Annotated in this window: 18 protein-coding genes; 5 read left to right on the top strand and 13 right to left on the bottom strand. The window is 60.9% G+C overall.

Annotated features, from left to right (window positions below; all coding sequences use genetic code 11):
* Nucleotide 1 precedes the first annotated feature (1 nt).
* From ACNA1V_RS09945 to ACNA1V_RS09925, 5 genes are all read right to left on the bottom strand, one after another.
* Nucleotides 2-1,603 carry a phytoene desaturase family protein gene (locus ACNA1V_RS09945; RefSeq protein WP_415833459.1) on the bottom strand — a complete coding sequence of 534 codons (1,602 nt, stop codon included), beginning with the start codon at nucleotides 1,601-1,603 and terminating at the stop codon, nucleotides 2-4.
* A gap of 54 nt (nucleotides 1,604-1,657) precedes the next feature.
* On the bottom strand, nucleotides 1,658-2,173 hold the full coding sequence (locus tag ACNA1V_RS09940; protein WP_415833458.1) for a flavin reductase family protein: 516 nt from the start codon (nucleotides 2,171-2,173) through the stop codon (nucleotides 1,658-1,660).
* Between the two features lie 12 nt (nucleotides 2,174-2,185).
* The gene (locus ACNA1V_RS09935) at nucleotides 2,186-3,430 is read right to left on the bottom strand and encodes a styrene monooxygenase/indole monooxygenase family protein (protein ID WP_415833457.1); all 1,245 of its coding nucleotides are present in this window, start codon (nucleotides 3,428-3,430) and stop codon (nucleotides 2,186-2,188) included.
* A 126-nt stretch (nucleotides 3,431-3,556) separates the two neighbouring features.
* Nucleotides 3,557-4,345: an SDR family oxidoreductase gene (locus tag ACNA1V_RS09930; protein ID WP_415833456.1), complete on the bottom strand. Its 789-nt coding sequence runs from the start codon at nucleotides 4,343-4,345 to the stop codon at nucleotides 3,557-3,559.
* A 331-nt stretch (nucleotides 4,346-4,676) separates the two neighbouring features.
* Nucleotides 4,677-5,585, bottom strand: coding sequence for a SphA family protein (locus ACNA1V_RS09925; RefSeq protein ID WP_415833455.1), 909 nt, complete (start codon nucleotides 5,583-5,585; stop codon nucleotides 4,677-4,679).
* A 442-nt stretch (nucleotides 5,586-6,027) separates the two neighbouring features.
* Between ACNA1V_RS09925 and dctP the strand changes: the two genes are divergently transcribed.
* From dctP to ACNA1V_RS09905, 4 genes are all read left to right on the top strand, one after another.
* The gene (dctP, locus tag ACNA1V_RS09920) at nucleotides 6,028-7,014 is read left to right on the top strand and encodes a TRAP transporter substrate-binding protein DctP (protein ID WP_415833454.1); all 987 of its coding nucleotides are present in this window, start codon (nucleotides 6,028-6,030) and stop codon (nucleotides 7,012-7,014) included.
* Between the two features lie 93 nt (nucleotides 7,015-7,107).
* Nucleotides 7,108-7,641: a TRAP transporter small permease gene (locus tag ACNA1V_RS09915; RefSeq protein WP_415833453.1), complete on the top strand. Its 534-nt coding sequence runs from the start codon at nucleotides 7,108-7,110 to the stop codon at nucleotides 7,639-7,641.
* A 2-nt stretch (nucleotides 7,642-7,643) separates the two neighbouring features.
* The gene (locus tag ACNA1V_RS09910) at nucleotides 7,644-8,963 is read left to right on the top strand and encodes a TRAP transporter large permease (RefSeq protein WP_415833452.1); all 1,320 of its coding nucleotides are present in this window, start codon (nucleotides 7,644-7,646) and stop codon (nucleotides 8,961-8,963) included.
* A 10-nt stretch (nucleotides 8,964-8,973) separates the two neighbouring features.
* Nucleotides 8,974-9,906: a ketopantoate reductase family protein gene (locus ACNA1V_RS09905; RefSeq protein WP_415833451.1), complete on the top strand. Its 933-nt coding sequence runs from the start codon at nucleotides 8,974-8,976 to the stop codon at nucleotides 9,904-9,906.
* A gap of 90 nt (nucleotides 9,907-9,996) precedes the next feature.
* On the opposite strand, the gene ACNA1V_RS09900 is transcribed toward ACNA1V_RS09905, so the two are convergent.
* The 7 genes from ACNA1V_RS09900 to ACNA1V_RS09870 form a co-directional block, all read right to left on the bottom strand.
* A complete protein-coding gene (locus ACNA1V_RS09900) occupies nucleotides 9,997-10,713 on the bottom strand; it encodes a response regulator (RefSeq protein ID WP_415833450.1) in 717 nt (238 codons plus the stop codon).
* Nucleotides 10,710-13,376, bottom strand: coding sequence for a DUF4118 domain-containing protein (locus ACNA1V_RS09895; RefSeq protein WP_415833449.1), 2,667 nt, complete (start codon nucleotides 13,374-13,376; stop codon nucleotides 10,710-10,712). Before ACNA1V_RS09895 ends, ACNA1V_RS09900 begins: the two co-directional genes overlap by 4 nt.
* Nucleotides 13,377-13,455: 79 nt before the next feature.
* Nucleotides 13,456-15,444, bottom strand: coding sequence for a potassium-transporting ATPase subunit KdpB (gene kdpB / locus ACNA1V_RS09890; RefSeq protein WP_415833465.1), 1,989 nt, complete (start codon nucleotides 15,442-15,444; stop codon nucleotides 13,456-13,458).
* A gap of 108 nt (nucleotides 15,445-15,552) precedes the next feature.
* The gene (gene kdpC / locus ACNA1V_RS09885; RefSeq protein WP_415833448.1) at nucleotides 15,553-16,236 is read right to left on the bottom strand and encodes a K(+)-transporting ATPase subunit C; all 684 of its coding nucleotides are present in this window, start codon (nucleotides 16,234-16,236) and stop codon (nucleotides 15,553-15,555) included.
* Nucleotides 16,237-16,247: 11 nt separating this feature from the next.
* Complete coding sequence (kdpA, locus tag ACNA1V_RS09880; RefSeq protein WP_415833447.1) at nucleotides 16,248-17,951, bottom strand: potassium-transporting ATPase subunit KdpA; 1,704 nt, start codon at nucleotides 17,949-17,951, stop codon at nucleotides 16,248-16,250.
* Between the two features lie 132 nt (nucleotides 17,952-18,083).
* Nucleotides 18,084-18,179: a K(+)-transporting ATPase subunit F gene (gene kdpF, locus ACNA1V_RS09875; protein WP_415833446.1), complete on the bottom strand. Its 96-nt coding sequence runs from the start codon at nucleotides 18,177-18,179 to the stop codon at nucleotides 18,084-18,086.
* A gap of 195 nt (nucleotides 18,180-18,374) precedes the next feature.
* Nucleotides 18,375-19,139 (bottom strand): type 1 glutamine amidotransferase, encoded by a 765-nt coding sequence (locus tag ACNA1V_RS09870; RefSeq protein ID WP_415833445.1) that lies wholly within the window; start codon nucleotides 19,137-19,139, stop codon nucleotides 18,375-18,377.
* A 294-nt stretch (nucleotides 19,140-19,433) separates the two neighbouring features.
* Between ACNA1V_RS09870 and ACNA1V_RS09865 the strand changes: the two genes are divergently transcribed.
* A complete protein-coding gene (locus ACNA1V_RS09865; protein ID WP_415833444.1) occupies nucleotides 19,434-19,736 on the top strand; it encodes a monooxygenase in 303 nt (100 codons plus the stop codon).
* Nucleotides 19,737-19,876: 140 nt separating this feature from the next.
* On the opposite strand, the gene ACNA1V_RS09860 is transcribed toward ACNA1V_RS09865, so the two are convergent.
* Nucleotides 19,877-20,917: a TRAP transporter substrate-binding protein gene (locus tag ACNA1V_RS09860; RefSeq protein ID WP_415833443.1), complete on the bottom strand. Its 1,041-nt coding sequence runs from the start codon at nucleotides 20,915-20,917 to the stop codon at nucleotides 19,877-19,879.
* Nucleotides 20,918-20,976: the final 59 nt, after the last annotated feature.

Below are 20,976 nucleotides of genomic sequence, written 5' to 3'. Positions count from 1 at the left end.
CCTACTTCCCCCCCGAAATCCGCTTGGCCGCCAAATACCCCGACTGCCCGCCCAAACCCGGCCCTGGATGCACCGACGCGCCGATATGATGCAAATCCTTCACGGGCGTCCGGCCGGTACGTGCTGCCTTCACTCCGGCAAAAGGACGCATCCAGAAAAACTGATCGGGAGAACACACACCGGAATAAGGATCGCCCCCCACCAAATTCACATTCCAAGCCTCCAGATCGGCGGGTGAAAACGCCCGTCGATCCAGCACAGACTTACCCAAACCTGGCATCACCGTCTCCAGCCGGGCCTGCACGCGATCCGCATATGCCTCCCGCACCGCCTCATTCCAGCAGCCATCCTCGGGAATCGCAATCTCCCCTGCCATATCGCCCCGCAAACGGGAAGGCACATCCTGCATCTGCACCCAAAGAATCCAGCCGCCCTCTGGCGCACGCGTCGCATCCACTGCAACCGGCTGACCAACCGCCAGCGTAGGCCGGACAGGCAAACAACCATTATTCGCCTCGGTCACGGACAAACACACCTGCTCCAAACTCTCGGTCACATGCACCATAGGCACATGCTGCAGCTCAGGCTCGCACCAATTGGGCAAACGATCCAGTGTGAAATGAATCTGCATACCGCCACGGCCATGCCGGAAACGCTGCGCCTGCTCCAAAGCTGCGGCCGTCTCCGGCAGCGCCGGCAACAACTGCCCGTAAAGCTGACCCGGCGTCACATTGCACACCACGCCGCGCCGTGCCCGCAAAGTCTGCCCGCCCGCCTGCACCCCGACTGCCCGCCCGTGCTCGACCAGCACACGCTCGACATTCATCGAAGTCTGCACCGAACCGCCAGCCGCACTGATAATGTCGATAAAACCCTGTACCAAACGAGCCCCGCCGCCCTTGACGACCGGCATCCCGCCGGCCACAACCGCCGCGCAAGTCAACTTGCCGATCAACGCGGACGACGCTTCATCCGGCCCCAGCCCGCCATGCAGCACCCAGGGCGCCAGCAGCGCGCGGTTCACATTCCCGTGCATCGACCTGTCCGCCCAACGCCGCAAACTCTCCAGCGCTTCCGAACCAAAAGCCATCAACCCATCCAGGCCGCGCTTGCGCCACTCACCGAACAACAGCCGCGCGGTAGCGAAACTATAGGGATCATTACCCATCAGGCCGAACACCAGCCCGGCATCGGCGCCAAACATGCGCTGCGCCATTGCGGCGAACGCATCGCCATCACCAGCAGCTACCTGATTCATCCGCGCCGCGCTATCGGCAATATCCTTGCGCAACGCCAAACCCGGGCCGCCAGGAATGGCAACGCCAGTACTGTAATCGCAGGAAACAAACTCGACGCCAACCTGCTTCAACGGCTCGGCCAGCTCGGCGTACGCCGGCCCACCCAGAAACAACGGATACCAGCTCGACAGCACCTCATGCGTATAGCCCGGATACAGGCTCTCCGTCCGGATGCAACCACCCGGTGCCGGATTGCGCTCCAGCACCGTCACTGCCATACCACGCTGCGCCAGCAATGCTGCGCACACCAGCGAATTCATGCCGCTGCCGACAACAATCACATCGGCATCAGGATTTTTATTCATTCTTTGTCTCCTGTCCTTCCAAAAAAACGGCATCCGTCGGATGCCGTTCCTGGCTCAGCCTGCGGCCAAACGCGTAAAACGCCCCTGATGGAACACCGCCGGCGCATGACCGTCGGCCTCATGGCGCAACACCCGGCCGATAAACAACCGGTGATCGCCGCCCTCATGGCTGCGGTAATTCTCGCAGACAAAACGCGCGCTGCAACCGTCGATCAGGGGAATCCCTTCCTCGCAATCCATATGGCTGGCCATGGCGAACTTGTCTTCCACCCTGGGATTGGCAAAATTCAACGCCAGCTCCGCCTGGGCCTCGCTCATGATATTGATAGCGAAATGACTGCAAGCCAGGAACGTCTCCAGACTGGGAGAATGATTCACCAGGCTCCACAGAATCAGCGGAGGATCCAGGGACAGCGAGGAAAACGAATTGATGGTCAGCCCCACCGGCCGGCCATTGGCGCCACGCGTCGTCACGACCGCAACCCCCGTGGGGAAATGCCCCAACGCCTGCCGGAAGGCACGGCTATCAAGCACGACAGCCGGCTTTTCCTGGATGGAAGACACAGACATGGTATTTCTCCTTCAGGCCGCCAGACTGCCGGCCGCACAATCACTGATCAGTTTTTCGGCCGCGGCCATATCCGTCCAGGCCGGGAAATAGCTCGGCGGATGATTGAAACCATTCGCCAGAAAATGTGCCAAGGCCGGATGCGCCTGCGCGCCCATCAACAGACTGAGGGCCGACGGCAAGGGCGGCGCCAGCATGGAATTGGTCCATTGAACCACCTTCCCCGCATAGGCCCAATAGCTCTCAAACACCTGCTCCATCCAGGCTCGATCATAAGCCTGCTCGCCACGGGCCAGAATGGCATCCAGATAGACCTTGGCCGCCTTGGCCGCATTGTTGGAACCCTGGCCGGTAATCGGATCATTGACGACCACCGCATCCCCCATACCCAACACCATGCGGCCCGACGGCAAGGTCAGCACCGGCTTGCGCACGGTCGGAGGGAAAGCGCCGGACAGATAGCCCATCGAGTCAGTCAGCTCGACGTTGCGGGCACGGTCGGCTTCCCAAGGCAGAAAAGTACGCAGGAAATCCAGGCTGCGCTCCAGGTGGTCGGCCGGGCCCTGCACATCGCGCCAGCGGTCCAAGGGGCCGCCCGGCACCCCCTCGAACACCATGATGTCGCAAGGGCCGGACAGCGTCAGCGACGGAAACACGAAATACTCGCCTACACCCGGCACGAAATTGAAGGAAACACGCGAATATTCCGGCGTGGGCGCCAGGCCGTGCACGTAGGTCAGCGCCAGCGCACGCTGCGGCTTATCGTAAGGCGAACGGCTGGCATCGCGCTCGAACAACTTCACCACTTCGCCCTTCCCGGCAGCCAGAATAGTCAGATCATGCTCGGCGCTGATACGCTCCAGCTCCGCCACGCCTACATCCTCGATCACCAGATTGCCGCCGCGCTTGGCGAACTCCTCCAGCCAGGCCGGCATTTTCACGCGCTGGTCCACCGCCTGCGCCACGCGATCCAGACGGGCGCTCCAATCGACCGCCTTGCGGCCAGGATGCTCAGGATCGGGCAGTGCGAAACCTATCCCCTCGACGGGCGGACAGTCCGCCGCCCAGTGATCAATCCCCAATCCCGCTTCCACATCCAATGCATTGGCGAACATGCACTGGCTGGACATGACCCTGCCATTGCGGATGTCATCCGGCGTGCGATTGGTGTAAACCGACACCTCATAGCCGCGCTGCAGCAGCCCGAACGCCACCGGCATCCCTGCCTGGCCACCACCGATAATTGCAATCTTGCGCATTGTCTTCTCCTGATCTTCTCTATTTTTCCGGCCTGCCGGCATGGGATCCGGCATATTTGGCGCGATGCTTGAAATGAAAGGAACACAGGGCCAACGACAGGCCCTGCTGCCATGCCCGCCTGGCGCTCAGCCTGCCAGCAACGGAATCGCCGGCTTGCCCTGCTCCGGCCCCATGGCCGAGTAGCCGCCATCGACGGCATAGTCAGCGCCTGTCACGAAAGACGCGGCATCCGACAACAGGAAAGCCACGACTTCACCTACCTCGGCGGGGTTGCCCACCCTGCCAAGCATGTGGAACGGTGCGGCAACGCGATCTGTTTTGGCGCGGTCGCCACCGCTCAGCTCATCCATCACCCGTGACCAGATCCAACCCGGCGACACTGAATTCACACGGATGCCGTCCGCTGCAAAATCCAGCGCCATATTGCGCGTCGCCTGCAACAACGCCGCCTTGGAGACCGGATACAACCAGCGGCCCGTCTGCGCTACCTTGGACGAAATGGAGGTGAAATTCACAATGGCGCTGCCTTGCTGGCGCTGCAGGTGCGGACGCACCGCCAACGCCGCCTGGATGGCGCTCACCACGTTCACATCCAGCGCCTTGAGCCAGTCCGCGCGGCCCGAGCCAGGGCCATCATCCAGATAGGTACACGCCAGATTCACCAAGCCATCAAGCCGGCCGAAATGCTTGGCCACCGCTTCGATCCCTGCCTGCAGCGCCGCGTCATCAGTGATATCAACCTGATGGAACACCGCACGCGATGCGTCATCGCCAGCGGCACGGCGCCCGCCATCCGCATCAATATCAAAAATGGCCACGCGGGCGCCGTAACCCAGCAGCACCTCCACCACACCCGCGCCAATGCGCGTAGCGCCACCCGTGACCAGATACACCTTGTCTTGCAAACCTTTCATGCCCCTCTCCTTTTCTGTGCTATCGCGCCGGCCACCGTCTGGCTTCCGGCCCGCTGGATATCGACGGTTTCCATGCTAGAAGCGTGCTGCCGACACTGCTATCCACCCTGTGCAGACAGCATCCGTTTCGTGCAGGAAATTGAGCTCTGGCGCGCTTCTTCAGGGCAAACCCTTAAGACGCAGAGCAGTCCGAGACCCCAAAAAACCGGCGAGATAGTGGCGCTGCGCTCCCGCTGGCGCACGGCCGATGCCGATGTGTGCCGATGTCGCGCACAACAAAAAACGCAGGCCATTACGGCCTGCGTCCTGTCCTGCTGAAATGCCGCGCCGATCAGAACGGCAAGGATGCCTTGATCAGGAAGGCACTGCCTTCCGGACGGCTGCGCACGCCCATTTCGGTCTGCCACTTGGCAGTGATCATCAACCCCTTGTCATTGGCATAGCGCAAGCTGGGGCCGATGGCGAAAGCACGTGCCTTGCCAGGCCCGGCATTCGGGCCGTGGTCGTCCCCGACCTGCCGGAACCAGAACCCGCCTATGCCTGTCACCAGGCCATTGCCCCAACCCCAGCCGACGGCATAATCCACGTGCAGCGCGTTACCCGAACGGGTATCGGTATCGCTGTTCTTCCGGTTGATATCAAACATGAACTTGGCATCTACATTCAGGCCTGTAGCCGGCATATAGCTAAAGGCCGCAACAGGCTGGAAAGCCCAGTAATTGCGCCCCAGATTGGCCGAATCCTCCTTGCGATAACGTCCGGTCGGGGCATACACATCCAGGCCCAGCACATAGTGCATGCTCGCGCTGGGGTGGTAGCCCAGCGCCGGGCCGAACACGATATCCCCCAGCCCGCTCTTGCGCTGGCTTTCACCCATGGCTTCCGCCTTGACGGTCAGCAGCGGCGCAATCGCATGAAAGGCCAGTTGCCCGCCCAGCACCTGCTGATCCGTCACCCAGACCACGCGGGGCGCCACGACACCCACATTGACCTTGAAACCCGGAATGGGAATCCGATCGCCCGAAGCGTCCCGTACCTTGTCGTAATGCAGCGCGCCGGCATAGGTCATAAAGTGCACGCCAGGAGGCGGCAAAGCGCCCGACATGAAGTTTTCCAGCCCATCGGGATAGACCGGCAGGCCGCCTCCTTCCGTTGCATTAGCCGCGCCGCCCGCCAGGGCGCCACAGAGCAGCCCCAACGTCGCCAGCCGCAACCCAGCCTGTTTTCCTTTCTTCCGCATACTTGTTGTCTCCGGTTGTTGTCTTTGGCAGCAGCTTGCGCTGCCGCCTGAATGGCGCGCCCGGCCATGAACGGGCTGACGGCCCGGTCCGTGCGCCATCTGGCTGCTACGGCTGCGCCTGCTTTTTATCCAGGCCGTTGGCGGCAATGCTAGAAAAGCGCCCCGCAAGCAGCTATCCATTTCACGCAGCCATCATCCAATTCGCGCAAGGAAATCGGATTTCAAGGGAAAACCCCGCCCCGGCTTGTCGCCAGTATCCCCTCGTCCCGCCGGCGCCATCAGGGCATACGCTTAATGGTTTCCCATCATCCCCAAATTGATATGTTGATAAATAAAATATTCAATATGGAATTAATTCCATCACAGGCATCAAACCCTGGCCATGCGGTGTCCAGACATGCGCCACGCCGTTCTTCCATGCGGTTATCTCGGAACTTGCACCATGAGCAAAAAACACCTTGCCCTTACCCTGGCTGCCACTGTGCTGGCCTGTCACTCCCTGGCGATCCAGGCGGCAGAAACGACGTTGAAGGCGGTCAGTGCCTTCAACACCGATACTTTTTTCACCGACCGCTTCAAGGTATTTGTCGATAAAGTCAATGAAGACGGCAAGGGCATTCTGCAAATCCAGATGATCGGCGGCCCGGAAGCCATCCCCACCTTCGAAGTCGGCAATGCCGTACGCGCCGGGGTCGTGGATCTGGCCAATAGCTCTGCCGTGTTCCATGCCAACATGGTGCCGGAAGCGCTGGCCATGACCTTGACCGACAAGCCTATCCAGGAACTGCGCGCCAATGGTGGCCATGCATTGATGGATCAGATCCACCGCGAAAAAGCCAATATGCTGTGGCTCGGCCGCCTGACCGATGGCTTGCAGTACCACATCTACAGCAACAAGCCGGTCAATAGCGTGCAAGACCTCAAAGGCCTGAAACTGCGCAGCGTACCGACCTATCTGGCTTTCTTCCGCGCCGTGAATGCTTCCGCGCTGCAGATTCCGCCGGGCGAAGTCTATACCGCCCTGGAACGCGGCGTCGTGGACGGCTATGGCTGGCCCTCGGTTGGCGTGCTGGATCTGGGCTGGCAGGAAAAGACCAAGTACCGCATCGAACCGGGCTTCTATAACGTCGAAGTCAGCCTGTTCATGAACCAGAAAAGCTGGGAAAAGCTCGACGATGCGCAAAAAGCCTTCCTGAAAGAAAAAGTGGAATGGATTGAGTCACTGAACAAGGAAGACCTGGCGCTGGCCATCAAGGAAAAGGAACGCCAGGCCCAGGCTGGCGTGCAAACCATCACCTTGCCTGAAGCCGAAGCGCAGGCCATGCGGGCCGTCGCCTATCAGGCCGGCTGGGACGGCATTGCCAAGACCGGCTCGCGCCACGCTGCGGACATCGAACGCCTGTTCGGGCACGGCGACGCCAAGCCCTGAGCCTGACGTACTGATAGCTTCCCTGCTCCCTTCCTGCCCCGGGTGCTGCCCTGCACTGGCCCCAGCACCCGGGATTTATCCGAAAGGCACATCATGCACACCCCTGCCATAGAGCGCCAGGAGCGGCCGCGTTCGCCCCTGGCCCATGCCTATCAGCGACTCATGTCGGCTTGCGGCGCAGTCGGCGCCCTGACCTTCGGCCTGATGGCCCTCTTGATCGGTTGCGACGTCATTCTGCGCAACCTGGGCTTGAATTGGCTGCCCTCCAGCGTAGAAATCTCCGAGTACATGCTGATGCTCGCCACCTTCGTGGCCGCGCCCTGGCTGTTGTACCAGGGCGGCCATATCCGCATCGACGTTCTGATCACCAAGATGCCGCGCCTGACGGCCCAGCTATGTGAAGTGTTGTGCAACCTGACCGGCGTCATCGTCTGCGCCGTGCTGGCCTGGCAATCGCTGCTGGTGGCGATGGATGCAGCAACCCAGGGCAGCCTGGTCTTCAAGGAAATCGTCTTTCCCGAATGGTGGCTCAATATGCCGCTGCTGTTCGGCGCCAGCCTGCTCTGCATAGAGTTCCTGCGCCGGCTTTACCTGTCCCTGCAAGCGCTGCGTCAACAAGGAAACTGATCATGGACTGGTACTACGCACTGGCCCTTATGCTGGGCACCTTGTTCTTCTTCATGGCTATCGGTGCGCCGGTGGTCTTTTCCTTCCTGGCCGTCAACCTGATCGGCGCCTTCACCTTTCTGGGCGGCGAGATCGGCCTGGGCCAATGGGTGCGCAACACAACCTCGTCGCTGGTCAGCTTTTCACTCACGCCCATTCCCTTGTTCGTGCTCATGGGAGAAGTGCTATTTCATACCGGGCTGGCCTTCAAGGCCATCGACTCGATAGAAAAAGCCATCGACAAGGTGCCGGGCAAACTGTCCATCGTCAGCATCCTGGGAGGCACGACTTTCGCAACCCTGTCCGGTTCCTCCATTGCCAATACGGCCATGATGGGCGGCGTGATGATGCCGGAGATGATGAAACGCGGCTACCACCCGACCATGTCCATGGGCCCCATCATGGCGGTGGGCGGCATTGCCATGCTGATTCCGCCCTCGGCGCTGGCCGTCATGCTGGGCAGCCTGGCGGGCATTTCCATCGAACGCCTGCTGATCGGCGGCATCCTGCCCGGCATGCTGATGGCCATCGGCTTCCTGGGCTATGTCATCATCCGCAGCCGCTTGCGCCCGCAGGATGCACCGGCTTCCGACCAGGACGGCACCAGCCTCTCCGGCATGGAGAAATGGCTGCCTTTCGTCAAAAACGTGCTGCCGCTGCTGGGCATCTTCATCGCCGTCGTGGGCTCCATGCTGGCGGGCTGGGCCTCGCCCACGGAATCGGCCGCCATTGGCGTACTGGCCTCGGTGCTGGCAACCTTTTGCTACCGTGCCTTCTCTTTGCACGCACTGTGGAAGAGCCTGATCGAAACCGCCAAGGTGTCGGTGGTGATCCTGTTCATTCTGGCCGCCTCCACGACCTTCGCCCAGTTGCTGAGTTTCTCCGGTGCCAGCACCGGTTTTCTCAGCATGATCAAGGACATGAATCTGTCGCCCACGGTCCTGGTGATCTGCATGCTGCTGGTGCTGCTCGTCATCGGCACCGTGCTGGATCAGATCAGCATGATGATGATTACCCTGCCCTTCTTCATGCCCCTGGCGCTGGCCGCAGGTGTGGATACGGTATGGCTGGGTGTGATGATGCTGATCGCCCTGGAAATCGGCCTGCTGACGCCGCCATTCGGCCTGCTGCTGATCGTGATGCAAAGCGTCGTCCCGCCGTCCATCCGGCTGCCGCAGATCTATGGCGCCGCCGTGCCGTTCCTGGTGATAGAGCTGGTGATCCTGGCCAGCGTGTTCCTGATTCCCGGCATCGCGACCGGCTTGCCCAACCTGATCAACTAGCGGACCGCCCATGAAAATCGCCATTATCGGCGCAGGCGCGATGGGCAGCCTCTTCGGAGGCCTGCTCGCCCGTACCTGCCAGCCCATCCTCTACGACCGGAATCAGGCCCATGTCGCCGCCATCCAGAACGGCGGCCTGCGCATGCGCTTCGACGACCGCGACGCAGTCGTGCAGGTGGCTGCCACCAGCGACCCGACCAGCCTGCCGGCCATGGATGCCGTCATCCTGTTCGTCAAATCCCCACACACCCGCGCCGCGCTGCTCGACGGACTGCAAAGCGCCATTACGCCCGATACGCAGGTCATCAGCCTGCAGAACGGCCTGGGCAATATTGAAGTCATGCGGGAACTGCTGGCACCCGATCAGATCGTGCAAGGCTTCAGCACCCTGACCAGCGACCTCGATGGCCCAGGCCACATTCATGTCACCTGCGACCTGAATCTGCACACGGCGATGTGGCCGCTCAACCAGCAACCGGACGCACGCCTGCAGACACTGTGCGAACTGATGAACCAAAGCGGCCTGCACACTATCATTTCCGATCAGGTCGAACGGGAAGTCTGGATGAAGCTGCTGGTCAATGCCTCGCTCAACAGCTTGTGCGCCATCACCCGGCAAAATGTCGGCCATGTGGTCGATCATCCGGGCACACGGCAAATGCTTGAACGGATTGTGTTCGAAACCGCCGACATCGCCAATGCCAAAGGCTTGGGCATCTCACGGCAAGCGGCCTTGCAGCATGTGCTGCACGTGGCCGAGAAAACCCGGGGCCATATTCCTTCCATGGCCATAGATGTGTTCAACCGGCGTCCGACAGAGATCGAAGCCATCAACGGCGCCATCGTGCGTGCCGGCCAGGCGCTGCACCTGGCCGCGCCGGCTACCGAATGGGCGGCGCAGCTGGTACGCTGCCTGGAAAACTACGATAACTGGGCCGCCTAGGCGTTGCCATTGCCGCTGCCGCTTTTCCCTGGCCGGCCTCGCGCCACCTGCCCATTGCCGGGGCGGGTGGCGACCCATACCGGCAGTCACTCAAACCGGATTACCGGCGATAGACAGGCCGGACAAGCGATACCCGACCTGCAACTCGGTCAGCAAATGCCTGGGCTGCGACACGTCCTGCTCCAGTTTCTGCCGCAGCTGCATCATATAAACGCGCAGATAATGTGGCCGGTCGGTGTACGATGCGCCCCAGGTTTCATGCAGCAGCTGCTGATGCGTCAGCACTTTGCCATGCCCCCGGATCAAGGCCGTCAGCAACCTGAACTCTATCGGCGTCAAATGCACCAACTGGCCCGCCCGGGTGACTTCGTGCGTAGCCAGATCCACCACGACATCACCGAAACCGACTTTCGATGAAGCCGCCTCCGTATTGGCCACCACTTGCGAGCGGCGCAGCAAAGCCCGGATTCTGGCCGTCAGTTCGGGCACGCCGAAGGGTTTGACCAGATAGTCGTCCGCCCCGGCATTGAGCGCTTCGACCTTTTCTTCTTCGCGCTCGCGTGCAGACAGCACCAGGATTGGGGCAAACACCCAGCTGCGCAATTCCCGGATCAGGTCCTTGCCGTCCTCATCCGGCAGGCCCAGATCAACGATGATGAGATCCGGGCGGCGCGTCACGACCTCCATGCGGGCTTGCGCACCCGTCGCAGCCTCGGACACGCCCATGCCTTCCTGCTCCAGCGCAATCCGGACAAAACGCCGGATGTTCGACTCGTCTTCGACAATCAGTATCTTGTTCCGGCTCATGTCCCAGCTTCCTCGGCATCCACCTTTGGCGCGGCGCGCAGCGGCAAACGGATCTCGAATGTTACGCCGCGCGGCTGGCCGGGTTTGGCGCGGATCACGCCGCCATGCGCCGCCACGATGGCCCGGCAAAGCCCCAGGCCCAGCCCTACCCCGGCGATGGAAGATTCTTTCTGCCCACGGGTAAACCATTCGAACAGCTTTTCCGGATCCCCCGGCGGCAAGCCCGGGCCGTCATCGCTCACCATCAGGTACATGGCTTCGCCTGCGCTCATGCCCCGGATCGTGATGGTGCTGTCCGGCCCCGTGTATTTCACTGCATTGTCCAGCAGATTGATCAGCACGCGCTCCATCAGCACGGCATCGAGTTCTACCAGCGGCAGGTCGGGGGGAAAATCCGTGACCAGTTTACGCGGGCCCAGCGTCGTTTCGATACGCGCCAGGGCGCTGCCGACGATCTCGCTCAGCGCATGCCATTCCTTGTGCAGTTTTACCCCTTCGCTTTGGATCCGCGCCAGATCCAGCAAACTGCCGACCAGGCGCCGCAACTCATCGGATTCCACGCGGATGGAACGTGCGATGTCGGATTGCTCCTGCGCGGATAGCACACCCGGATGCTCCAGGGTTTCAGCCAGGCCCCGGATGGCCGTCAACGGCGTTTTCAGGTCATGCGACACCGCCGACAGCAAGGTATTACGCATTTTCTCGCCTTCCATGCGAACGATGGTGTCCTGGGCCACCTCGACAAAATGGATACGTTCCAACGCCTGCCCGATGGCGAAACAGCAGGCATCCAGCAAGCGGCGGCTGGCCGGGGTGCTCGATAGCGCTCGGGAGCCAGGCCGCACCGCCAGGACGCCGCGCGGCGCCATCGGCCCTTTCAGGGGTAGGTACAAGGCTTGCGCCCCGTTCAAGGTCTGCGTGCCCTGCCCGGCTTCTTCTTCATGGTCAAACACCCATTGAGCGACGGACAACTCGACGAACCCCGCATGCCGCGTCGTGAAGAGCCGTCCGCCAGGGTCTGGCAACAGCAGCGCCAGCTGGGTTTCAAACAATGGCGCTATGGTTTCCTGGCAAACTTCAACGACCTGTTCGACCGCAATGGCCCCGGCCAGGCCACGGGTAACGCGCACCAGCGCGGCTGCCCGCCGCTCGCCATCCCTGGCGCCCCGCACCTCGGCCTTCAGCTTGGCCGCCAGTTGCCCGATGATCAGCGCGACCGCCAGCATCACGCCGGACGTAAAGAAGTATTGGGTGTCGCGGATGGAAAACGAAAAACGCGGTTCGACAAAAAAGAACGTGAAACACCCGACCGACAGCAGCGATGCCCAGGCGCCCGCCAGGCGCCCCAGCATCAATGCGATGGCAACGACAGTCAGCAGGAACAGCATCACGACGTTGGAGTGATCGAAAAACTGCAGCAACTGGCTCGCCAGCACACTCGTCGCCACGCAGGCTAGCGTGGCCAGCCCCAGTGCCTTGGCGGGTTCTGGCGGTTTCTCGAACGTCCAGCGCAGCGGACGGCCCGAAACGCCGTCGATACGCACGAGTACGATACCCATTTCCGGATTCGCCCGCGCCACGCGTTCTGCCCAGCCACGCCTGAAGGGGATGGGCATCCGTGCCGCCGCATTGCCCATGACGAGCTTGGTCGCATTGCGCTGCCTGGCATAGCCGAGGATCATTTGCCCGACATCCTGGCCGGCGATATTGACGAACTCCGCCCCGACATGCTGCGCGCTGGCCGCCAGGCGCAATAGCGCTTCCTGCGCCTTGAAATTGCCGTGTTCGTGCGGCAGATCCACATGCAATACGATCCATGGCGCCTGCAATTGCTGCGCCAGCCTGGCGCCTTCGCGTATCAGCGCTTCCTGGGACGCATCGGCGCTCACGCATACCATCAGCAGTTCACGCGTCGGCCAAACGCGCCGGATGGCATGTGAAATGCGGTAAACATGCACATCGGCATTCACCCTGTCGGCCATGCGGCGCAACGCCAGTTCCCGCAAGGCGATCAGATTGCCGCGGCGGAAGAAATTCTGGCGCGCCTGCGCCGCCGATGGCGGCAGATAGACCTTGCCGGCGCTCAGGCGGGCCAGCAGGTCATCCGGCGGCAGATCCACCAGCACGACATCCGCCGCTCGGTCAAAGATACGGTCTGGCACGGTTTCCCGTACCCGCACCCCGACAATGCCTCCCACGACATCGTTCAGGCTATCGAGATGCTGCACGTTCAGCGCGGTATAGACATCAATCCCGGCATCCAGCAATTCCTCCACATCCTGCCAGCGCTTGGCATGCCGGCTGCCGCTGACATTCGAATGCGCCAGTTCATCGACCACCAGCAGCCGATAGCCTGACGCCAGCGCGCCTTCCAGATCGAACTCGGCCACCCGGCGGCCATTGTGCATCTGCATGCGGCGCGGCAAGGCTGGCAGCCCTTCCGTCAGCGCCAGGGTTTCCTGGCGGCCATGGGTTTCCACGATACCGATGGCCACCGCCACGCCTTCGGCCTGCGCCTGATGCGCGGCCTGCAACATGGCGTAGGTCTTGCCCACCCCGGCACAGGCCCCGAAGAAAATCTTGAGCTGTCCGCGCCGGGACCGCTGCAGGTCGTCTTCGATCACCTGCAGCAGTTCGTCGGGATCCGGACGATCCTCTGCCATCCTCTACCTCACCGCTTGATTTGCCATGGTGCTACCTGGAGATGCCGGCTGCCCCCACCCGCCGGGGCAGCTCTCGTGTTCAGAAAAATGGGATCAGGGCCAGATCTATCAGTTTGATCCCGATAAAAGGCGCAATCAAGCCTCCCAGCCCATATACCAGCAGATTGCGCTTCAACAGGCGGCTGGCCGGCTCGGCCCGATAGCGCACCCCCTTCAAGGCCAGCGGGATCAAGGCAATCACGACCAGCGCATTGAAGATGACCGCCGCGAGAATCGCGGAACCAGGGCTATGCAGATGCATGATATTCAGCGCATCCAGAGCAGGATAGGTCGCCACGAAAGCCGCCGGAATGATGGCAAAGTACTTGGCCAGGTCATTGGCGACGCTGAAGGTCGTCAGGGCGCCTCGCGTCATGATCATCTGTTTGCCTACCTCCACCACCCGCAGCAGCTTGGTGGGGTTGCTGTCCAGATCCACCATATTGCCCGCCTCCTTGGCGGCCTGCGTGCCGCTATTCATGGCAACCGCCACATCGGCCTGCGCCAATGCCGGCGCATCATTGGTGCCATCACCGGTCATGGCGACCAGCCTGCCCTCGTCCTGATACTTGCGGATCAAACGCAGCTTGTCTTCAGGCGTGGCTTCTGCCAGGTAATCGTCCACCCCGGCCTCGGCCGCAATCGCCGCTGCCGTCAAGGCATTGTCGCCGGTGATCATCACCGTTTTGATACCCATGCCGCGCAGTTCGGCAAAGCGCTCCTTGATGCCGCCCTTGACGATATCCTTGAGTTCCACAATGCCCAGCACCTGCCTGCCTTCGGCCACGACCAGAGGCGTGCTGCCACGGCTGGAAACAGCCTCAACCGTCCTGGCCACATCCGTCGGGAAAATACCGCCCAAGGATTCGACATAGCTACGGATGGCATTGGCCGCGCCCTTGCGGATCTGCCGTCCGTCGATATTGATACCGCTCATTCGAGTGTGCGCGCTGAACGCCAAGGCTTGCGCGCCTTGCAGTTCACGGCCACGCAGATTGAATTTCTGCTTGGCCAGCACCACGATGGAACGGCCTTCGGGGGTTTCGTCCGCCAGCGAGGCCAATTGCGCCGCATCGGCCAGGGCCTGCTCGTTGACGCCAGGCGCGGGCAGGAAGGCAGAAGCTTCGCGGTTGCCCAGCGTAATGGTGCCGGTCTTGTCCAGCAGCAGCACATCGACATCCCCCGCCGCTTCGATGGCTCGGCCCGAGGTCGCCAGCACATTGGCCTGCATCATGCGGCTCATGCCGGCCACACCGACCGCTGACATCAAAGCGCCGATCGTGGTCGGAATCAGGCACACCAACAAGGCGACCAGAACCGTGATCGTGACGGGCACGCCGGTACCGGTAATGACGGTTGCAAACTGCGAAAAAGGCAACAGCGTCACGCACACCAGCAGGAACATCAAGGTCAGTGCCACCAGCAAAATGTTCAGCGCGATCTCGTTAGGCGTCTTGCCCCGCTTTGCGCCTTCCACCATGGCGATCATACGATCCAGGAAAGCTTCGCCCGGTTTGGCCGTCACCCGCATGACGATCCAGTCGGACAGCACGCGGGTGCCTCCGGTTACCGAGCAGAAGTCGCCCCCCGATTCCCGGATCACGGGGGCCGATTCCCCCGTAATGGCGGATTCATCGACCGAAGCGGCGCCTTGCAGGACTTCGCCATCGGCAGGAATGATTTCCCCGGCTTCGACCCGGACGTAGTCGCCCACCGTCAGGGCATCGCTGGGAACCGGGCTCGACGCGCTCAGGCGATCCGGTGTTTTCAATACCTGCGCCATCACCCGCTTGCGGGTAGAGCGCAAGGCGTCCGCTTGCGCCTTGCCGCGTCCTTCGGCCAGCGCTTCGGCCGCATTGGCGAACAGCACGGTGAACCAGAGCCAGGCGCAGATGGCCCAGATGAATCCAGCCGGTGCCTCGCCCTGTCCGACCAGGGCCTGAATTCCCAGTATGGTCGTGACGATGCTGCCGAGATACACCACGAACATGACCGGATTCCTGGCCTGTACCCGTGGCGACAGTTTCATGAAGGATGCACCGATCACCGCTGCCCACGACAGCGGCTTGCGAGCACCGCTGCCTTGATCGTGTTGCGGTGCTTGAGTTTCTATGGATGCCATATTTCGCTCCCTGACCTATTGCGCGGCTTGGCCTGCCGGATCGGCGGCGTCCAGCGCAAGGTTGAGTTCCAGAACATTGACGCGCGGATCGCCCAACAGGCCGAACTGCCGCCCGCTGGTGTGCTGCTCGACCAGCTGCATGACGTGTTCGACTGGCAGGCCCCGCGCCTGCGCCACCCGCCCGGCCTGCAAACGCGCATTGGCGACGGAAATGTGCGGATCCAGCCCCGACGCCGATGCCGTGACAGCATCGACCGGCACAGGTGTATCCGCGGCCAGGCCATTGACCTCGCGGTAGGCCTGGGCGCGCCCGGCAACGCCGTCCAGCAAGGTCTTGCTGAGCACGCCCTGATTGCTGGCGCCGCTGGCGGCCGCGTTATACGGTTGGGCTATCGTCTGTGCCGGGTCCTGCGGATCGCTACCCATGGTTGCGCTGGGCCGACCATGAAAATAGCGTTCCTGCGTGAACCACTGGCCGATATGCCGCGAGCCGACGAGCGCGCCGCCAGACTGGATCAGGCTGCCCTGCGCCTGCTCGGGAAACAGGAGATTGGCGACGCCCGTCGTGGCCAGGGGATAGGCCAGCCCCGTCAACAGCATGAAAAATACCGCAGAGGCCAGCGCGGGCCGGCCCAGGCCCTTGAACAGCGGTTGCGGCAGCCCGTCCGTTGACTGCCCATGGATTTTTTCGGATTGCATAATGTTCGTCCTCAAAAGGTCGTTCCGGCCAGCATGAGCAGATGCTCGACTATCGGGCCCAGGGCCAGCGCGGGCAGGAATGTCAGGCCGCCCACCACCAGCACCACGAAGATCAGCAGCCCGGAAAATAGCGGCGTCGCCGTAGAAAGCGTGCCCGGCCCGGCCGGAACGGTTTTCTTGGCCGCCAGCACGCCAGCCACTGCCAGCATGGGCACCAGTGTCAAATAGTGGCCAACCAGCATGGCCAGGCCGATCGTCAGATTGAAAAACGGCGTATTGGCATTGAGACCGGCAAACGCGGAACCGTTATTGGCCGTGCCGGAGGCATAGGCGTACAGCACCTCGCTGAAACCATGCGGCCCCATATTGGATAAGCTCTTGACCGTATCGGGCATCAGGGCCGCCAGCGCGGTGAACCCCAGGATGCTGAAGGAGTGCGCCAGCAAGGCCAGCATCACGTACTTCATTTCCCGCGCCTCGACTTTTTTCCCCAGGAACTCGGGTGTACGCCCGATCATCATGCCGACCAGGAAGACTGTCAGGATCGCGTAGCTGATGAGATTGATAAGACCGACACCGATACCGCCAAAAACGTTATTCAGCATCATCTGGGCAATCGGAACCAGGCCGCCCAGCGGGGTCAGGGATGAGTGCATCGCATTGACGGAACCGGTCGTGGCGGCGGTAGTCACCGTCGCGAACATGCTGGTCTGCGCCATACCGAAGCGCAGCTCCTTGCCTTCCATGTTGCCGCCCCCCTGCGCCGCAGTCTGGGCCTGATCAACCCCCAAGGGGGTCAGCAGCGGGTTGCCGGCCTGTTCGACGCTGTAGATCAAGGACAGAAAGCCCACGAACATCACCAGGAAAGCCGCAAAAAAGGCCCAACCCTGTTTTTTGTTCGCCAGCATGGTGCCAAAGGCATAGGTCAGCGCAGCCGGCACCAGCAGCATGCTGAGCATGTGCAGCGTATTGGTAAAAGGCGTGGGATTCTCAAACGGATGGGCTGCATTCATGGCGAAAAAACCTCCGCCGTTGGTGCCCAGGTGCTTGATCGTTTCAAAGCTGGCGACCGGCCCCAGAATGATCTGCTGTTTGATACCTTCCAGCGTCGTGACGACCACATCCGCACTCAGCGTCTGCGGCATGCCCTGCCATACATAGACCAAGGCCATCAGAAAGCAGGCTGGCAGCAACAGGCGGTACAGCGAACGCGTAAAGTCCACCCAGTAATTGCCAATGTCCTGCGCATTTCTGCTGCACAACCCGCGCATGAAGCCGCCTGCCGCCGCCAGCCCGGTGGTGGCGCTGATGCACATCAGGAATGTAATGACGGCCATCTGCGACAGGTTCGACAGGCTGGATTCGCCCGAATAGGCCTGCCAGTTGGTATTGGTCGTAAACGACACTGCCGTATTGAAGGCCAGATCCGGCGCCTGCGCCGCCCGTGCCAGCGGATCCATAGACAGATAGCCCTGCAGACGCAACAGCGCATAGCCCAGCAACAGCATCGCGGCATTGCTAAGCAGCAGGGCTATCCCGTAGCGCTTCCATGACATTTTTTCGTCAGGATTCACGCCCAGAATCCGGTAGGTTCCCCGTTCCAGAAAACTATGCGCAGGACTGGTAAAAAAGCGCGCTATCCATTTGCCCAGCAATAGAACCAGGCATCCCATTACGGCGAGGACAGCGACGAATTGCATGATATCGTCAAACATGCCAGCACCCATCAGATTTTATCAATGCCAACCGCCACACCGATGGCAAGCATAAAAAACACAATTACAACGGCCACAAAAAACACATCGTCCATTGCATTCCCCTTTCACGGCCCAGCCGCTTGAAATCATTCAAAACTTCTCGGCACGGATCAATGCATAAAAAAGATAAATAAAAAGCCCGACCGACATCACTGCCACCAATATCTCCACCCAGGATGCATGCATTTTCGCCCCTTGATTCGTTCAATTGAAAACCCGGCAAATACGGCATCAATGAATGCCGGTTGCCATTAAAAAAACGGCCTTTTTTATTGCCTTTGAATGCCGAATTTGCCAGAAGAAAATTCTAGAATTTTCAATATAAAATCGGGACAGTGTTTTTATGCGAACGCATAAAGATGGCATATGGAAAGCGGCCCGCTAGCCGGGCCAGGCCATCCGCAAGCGGGTCAGCGGACGCATCGGCCCGCCGAATGAAAACACGCGAGGACGATCCAGCTGTTCCATCCAGGCCTGATAGGCACTGCGTGCGATTTGATGCAGCACCGGCAGGTGCCTGGGCATTGCCGCCAGGATGCTGGCTTCGCTCTGCGCAGCAGGACCACTGGCCTGCAGCAGTTCCTGACGCCCGGCGCGGCACCAGTTGGCGATGCCCGCTTCGGTCACTTCCAGATGCCCCTGAAACGCCCAGTGCCGCCCGTAACGGAAGCCCTTGTTGCGGCAATGGCTGCCCATCATGGTACGCACGGCCCCTGGGGGAATATCGAACGTGTCGTAATGCCAATTAAAGATAGTGGCGTGTGCAGGCAAACCCATGGCCTGTTGCGCGGCTGGGCTAACCCAGACGTCCCCCCAGCCGATATTGGCATAAAGGTTTTTTCGGACGCTCGCGCCCATCGCCCTGGCCATCATCTGTGCCCCGAAACAATGCCCTAATATGGGAATATCGCGGCCAATGGCATCCTGCAGAAAATGCTGTTCCTGGTCAATCCAGCCCAAGGCCTCATTGGCGCAATGATCACTCCCCAGCACCACCACGCCGCCGAATCCTCTGGCACTGAAAGAAAACTTCTTCTCAGCAGCAGGAAAAATAATCCGATACGGAATATCGTTTCTTTCCAGATGATTCCGCAATACACCAGGACCCTGGGTAGCTTCATGCTGAAATATTGCAATTGGTCTCATGGATACATGGCCTGCACAACAGGCTTTTAGTCATGGAGACCAAAATTTATAATTTCCCTCATTAAATCAGGATTCTATTTTCAGCCGCCTTCATCAATAGCGCATAAATAGTTTCAACAATCAAGAGCCGGATGCATGCCGCCAGGCATCGTCCCTCCTCGCGCCCATCTATCGCCACGCCATCCCCCGCATCGCGCCACGCTGCGTCTTGGGTGTGCGACCCGCTATCATGCGAGTTTGCTGCGGTCGCCGGTACAAGGCGGCCCTTACCTTTCCTGGCGACGGAGTCTGCCCATGCCCTATCTGCTGCAAGTCGATTTTCCTTATGCCGGCCCCTGGGGCTCGGCCATGACAACTGCCATGGAAGACCTGGCACGCTCCATCGCCACCGAACCCGGCCTGATCTGGAAAATCTGGACCGCCAATGAAGCTGCCGGGCAAGCCGGCGGCATCTATCTGTTCGCAGACCATGCCAGCGCCGACGCCTATCTGCAGATGCATAGCGCCAGGCTCAAATCCTTCGGCATCCCGCAGGTCAATGCGAAGATATTTGAAGTCAATCAGGCGCTCTCCCTGCTGAATCACGCGCCGCTTTGAGCGTCTCCGATCCGCCTGCCCTGGCACGCCACGATCTCTTGAAACGAAAAAAACTGCCGACCTGACCAGGCCGGCAGTTTTGCACTTGCGATACCCTGTGAGCATCCGGCTGCCAACGGCAGCCCGGCATGACTCGTGAATCAGGAACCTGCTTTTTCCTTTTCCAGCTCGGCAATCTGCTCACGGTAGTATTGCAGCGCGGCCTTGCCATCTACGCCCTTTTTCTCGGCCGTGGCAATCCAGTCATCTTCAATGGATTGCAGGCGTTCACGCAGCGCCTCCAGTTCCGCGCCTTCCAGCTTGGTCGTTTTCAGGCCGGCATCGGTCAGGCGCTGGATGGCTTGCTGCTCGGAGTCGTTCCACTTGCCGCCGAATGCACGGGCGATATGCTCACCCGAAAGTTTTTCAATGGCGGCGCGGTCTGCTTCGGACAAGCGGTTCCACTTGCGCTCGTTCATGAACATGTACTGGCTGCTCTTGCCGAAGCCGCCCGGCGCTTGCAGCGCACTGCGGATCAGGCGGTCCAGCTTGAAGTTTTCGATCTGGTCGTACTGGAAGTACATCCCGTCGATCACCCCGCGCGACAGCATTTCATAGCTTTCCGACGCCGGGGCATTGACCGTCACGAAATTGAGTTTCTGGCCGATGGTATCGAACAAGGGGCTGGGCGAACGCAATTTCAGGCCTTTCAGGGAATCCAGGCCATCGAGCGATTCCTTGGTCGTGAAGATCACCGTTGCCGGGCTGGTCCACAGGCCCAGCAGCTTCACGCCCCGGTGCTCGCCGGCGTCCTTCATGAACTTATCGTAAGTCCGCCAGTAGGCAACCGAGTTGACTTCACCATCTTCGGTCGTCAACGGCAGCTCGGCGAATTCGATCAGCGGAAAGCGGTTGGCGGTATAGCTGTGCACCGACATGCCCATGTCTGCCACGCCATTGCGTACCAGATCCAGGTGCGCAGGCGGCTTGCCCAGCGCGTTGATGAATTCCACCTTGACCCGCCCTTCGGTGGCTTGCTCGACATCCGCAGCCCAGGGCATCAGCATTTCCTGCACGATGTAGTGGGTAGGCGGCAACCAGTTGGAAAAGCGCAGCACTTCCTGGGCAACGGCGCCGCGCAGCGGCACGATGGCAGCGGCCAGGGACACCGCGCCAAGACAGAGGATTTTGGATAGCTTCATGGCTTTCTCCAGAGAGGGAAGGATGCATGCCTGGGCATGCAGAAACAAAAACCGGCAGG

Source organism: Kerstersia similis (genome assembly GCF_965139615.1).
Classification (GTDB): Bacteria; Pseudomonadota; Gammaproteobacteria; order Burkholderiales; family Burkholderiaceae_B; genus Kerstersia; species Kerstersia similis.
This window is presented reverse-complemented; position numbering and strand designations above follow the sequence as displayed.

Bases quoted from the DNA above. Each gene is read 5' to 3' on its own strand.
- ACNA1V_RS09945 (WP_415833459.1), bottom strand. From the start codon at position 1,603: ATGAATAAAAATCCTGATGCCGATGTGATTGTTGTCGGCAGCGGCATG.
- ACNA1V_RS09940 (WP_415833458.1), bottom strand. From the start codon at position 2,173: ATGTCTGTGTCTTCCATCCAGGAAAAGCCGGCTGTCGTGCTTGATAGC.
- ACNA1V_RS09935 (WP_415833457.1), bottom strand. From the start codon at position 3,430: ATGCGCAAGATTGCAATTATCGGTGGTGGCCAGGCAGGGATGCCGGTG.
- ACNA1V_RS09930 (WP_415833456.1), bottom strand. From the start codon at position 4,345: ATGAAAGGTTTGCAAGACAAGGTGTATCTGGTCACGGGTGGCGCTACG.
- ACNA1V_RS09925 (WP_415833455.1), bottom strand. From the start codon at position 5,585: ATGCGGAAGAAAGGAAAACAGGCTGGGTTGCGGCTGGCGACGTTGGGG.
- dctP (WP_415833454.1), top strand. From the start codon at position 6,028: ATGAGCAAAAAACACCTTGCCCTTACCCTGGCTGCCACTGTGCTGGCC.
- ACNA1V_RS09915 (WP_415833453.1), top strand. From the start codon at position 7,108: ATGCACACCCCTGCCATAGAGCGCCAGGAGCGGCCGCGTTCGCCCCTG.
- ACNA1V_RS09910 (WP_415833452.1), top strand. From the start codon at position 7,644: ATGGACTGGTACTACGCACTGGCCCTTATGCTGGGCACCTTGTTCTTC.
- ACNA1V_RS09905 (WP_415833451.1), top strand. From the start codon at position 8,974: ATGAAAATCGCCATTATCGGCGCAGGCGCGATGGGCAGCCTCTTCGGA.
- ACNA1V_RS09900 (WP_415833450.1), bottom strand. From the start codon at position 10,713: ATGAGCCGGAACAAGATACTGATTGTCGAAGACGAGTCGAACATCCGG.
- ACNA1V_RS09895 (WP_415833449.1), bottom strand. From the start codon at position 13,376: ATGGCAGAGGATCGTCCGGATCCCGACGAACTGCTGCAGGTGATCGAA.
- kdpB (WP_415833465.1), bottom strand. From the start codon at position 15,444: ATGAAACTGTCGCCACGGGTACAGGCCAGGAATCCGGTCATGTTCGTG.
- kdpC (WP_415833448.1), bottom strand. From the start codon at position 16,236: ATGCAATCCGAAAAAATCCATGGGCAGTCAACGGACGGGCTGCCGCAA.
- kdpA (WP_415833447.1), bottom strand. From the start codon at position 17,951: ATGTTTGACGATATCATGCAATTCGTCGCTGTCCTCGCCGTAATGGGA.
- kdpF (WP_415833446.1), bottom strand. From the start codon at position 18,179: ATGCATGCATCCTGGGTGGAGATATTGGTGGCAGTGATGTCGGTCGGG.
- ACNA1V_RS09870 (WP_415833445.1), bottom strand. From the start codon at position 19,139: ATGAGACCAATTGCAATATTTCAGCATGAAGCTACCCAGGGTCCTGGT.
- ACNA1V_RS09865 (WP_415833444.1), top strand. From the start codon at position 19,434: ATGCCCTATCTGCTGCAAGTCGATTTTCCTTATGCCGGCCCCTGGGGC.
- ACNA1V_RS09860 (WP_415833443.1), bottom strand. From the start codon at position 20,917: ATGAAGCTATCCAAAATCCTCTGTCTTGGCGCGGTGTCCCTGGCCGCT.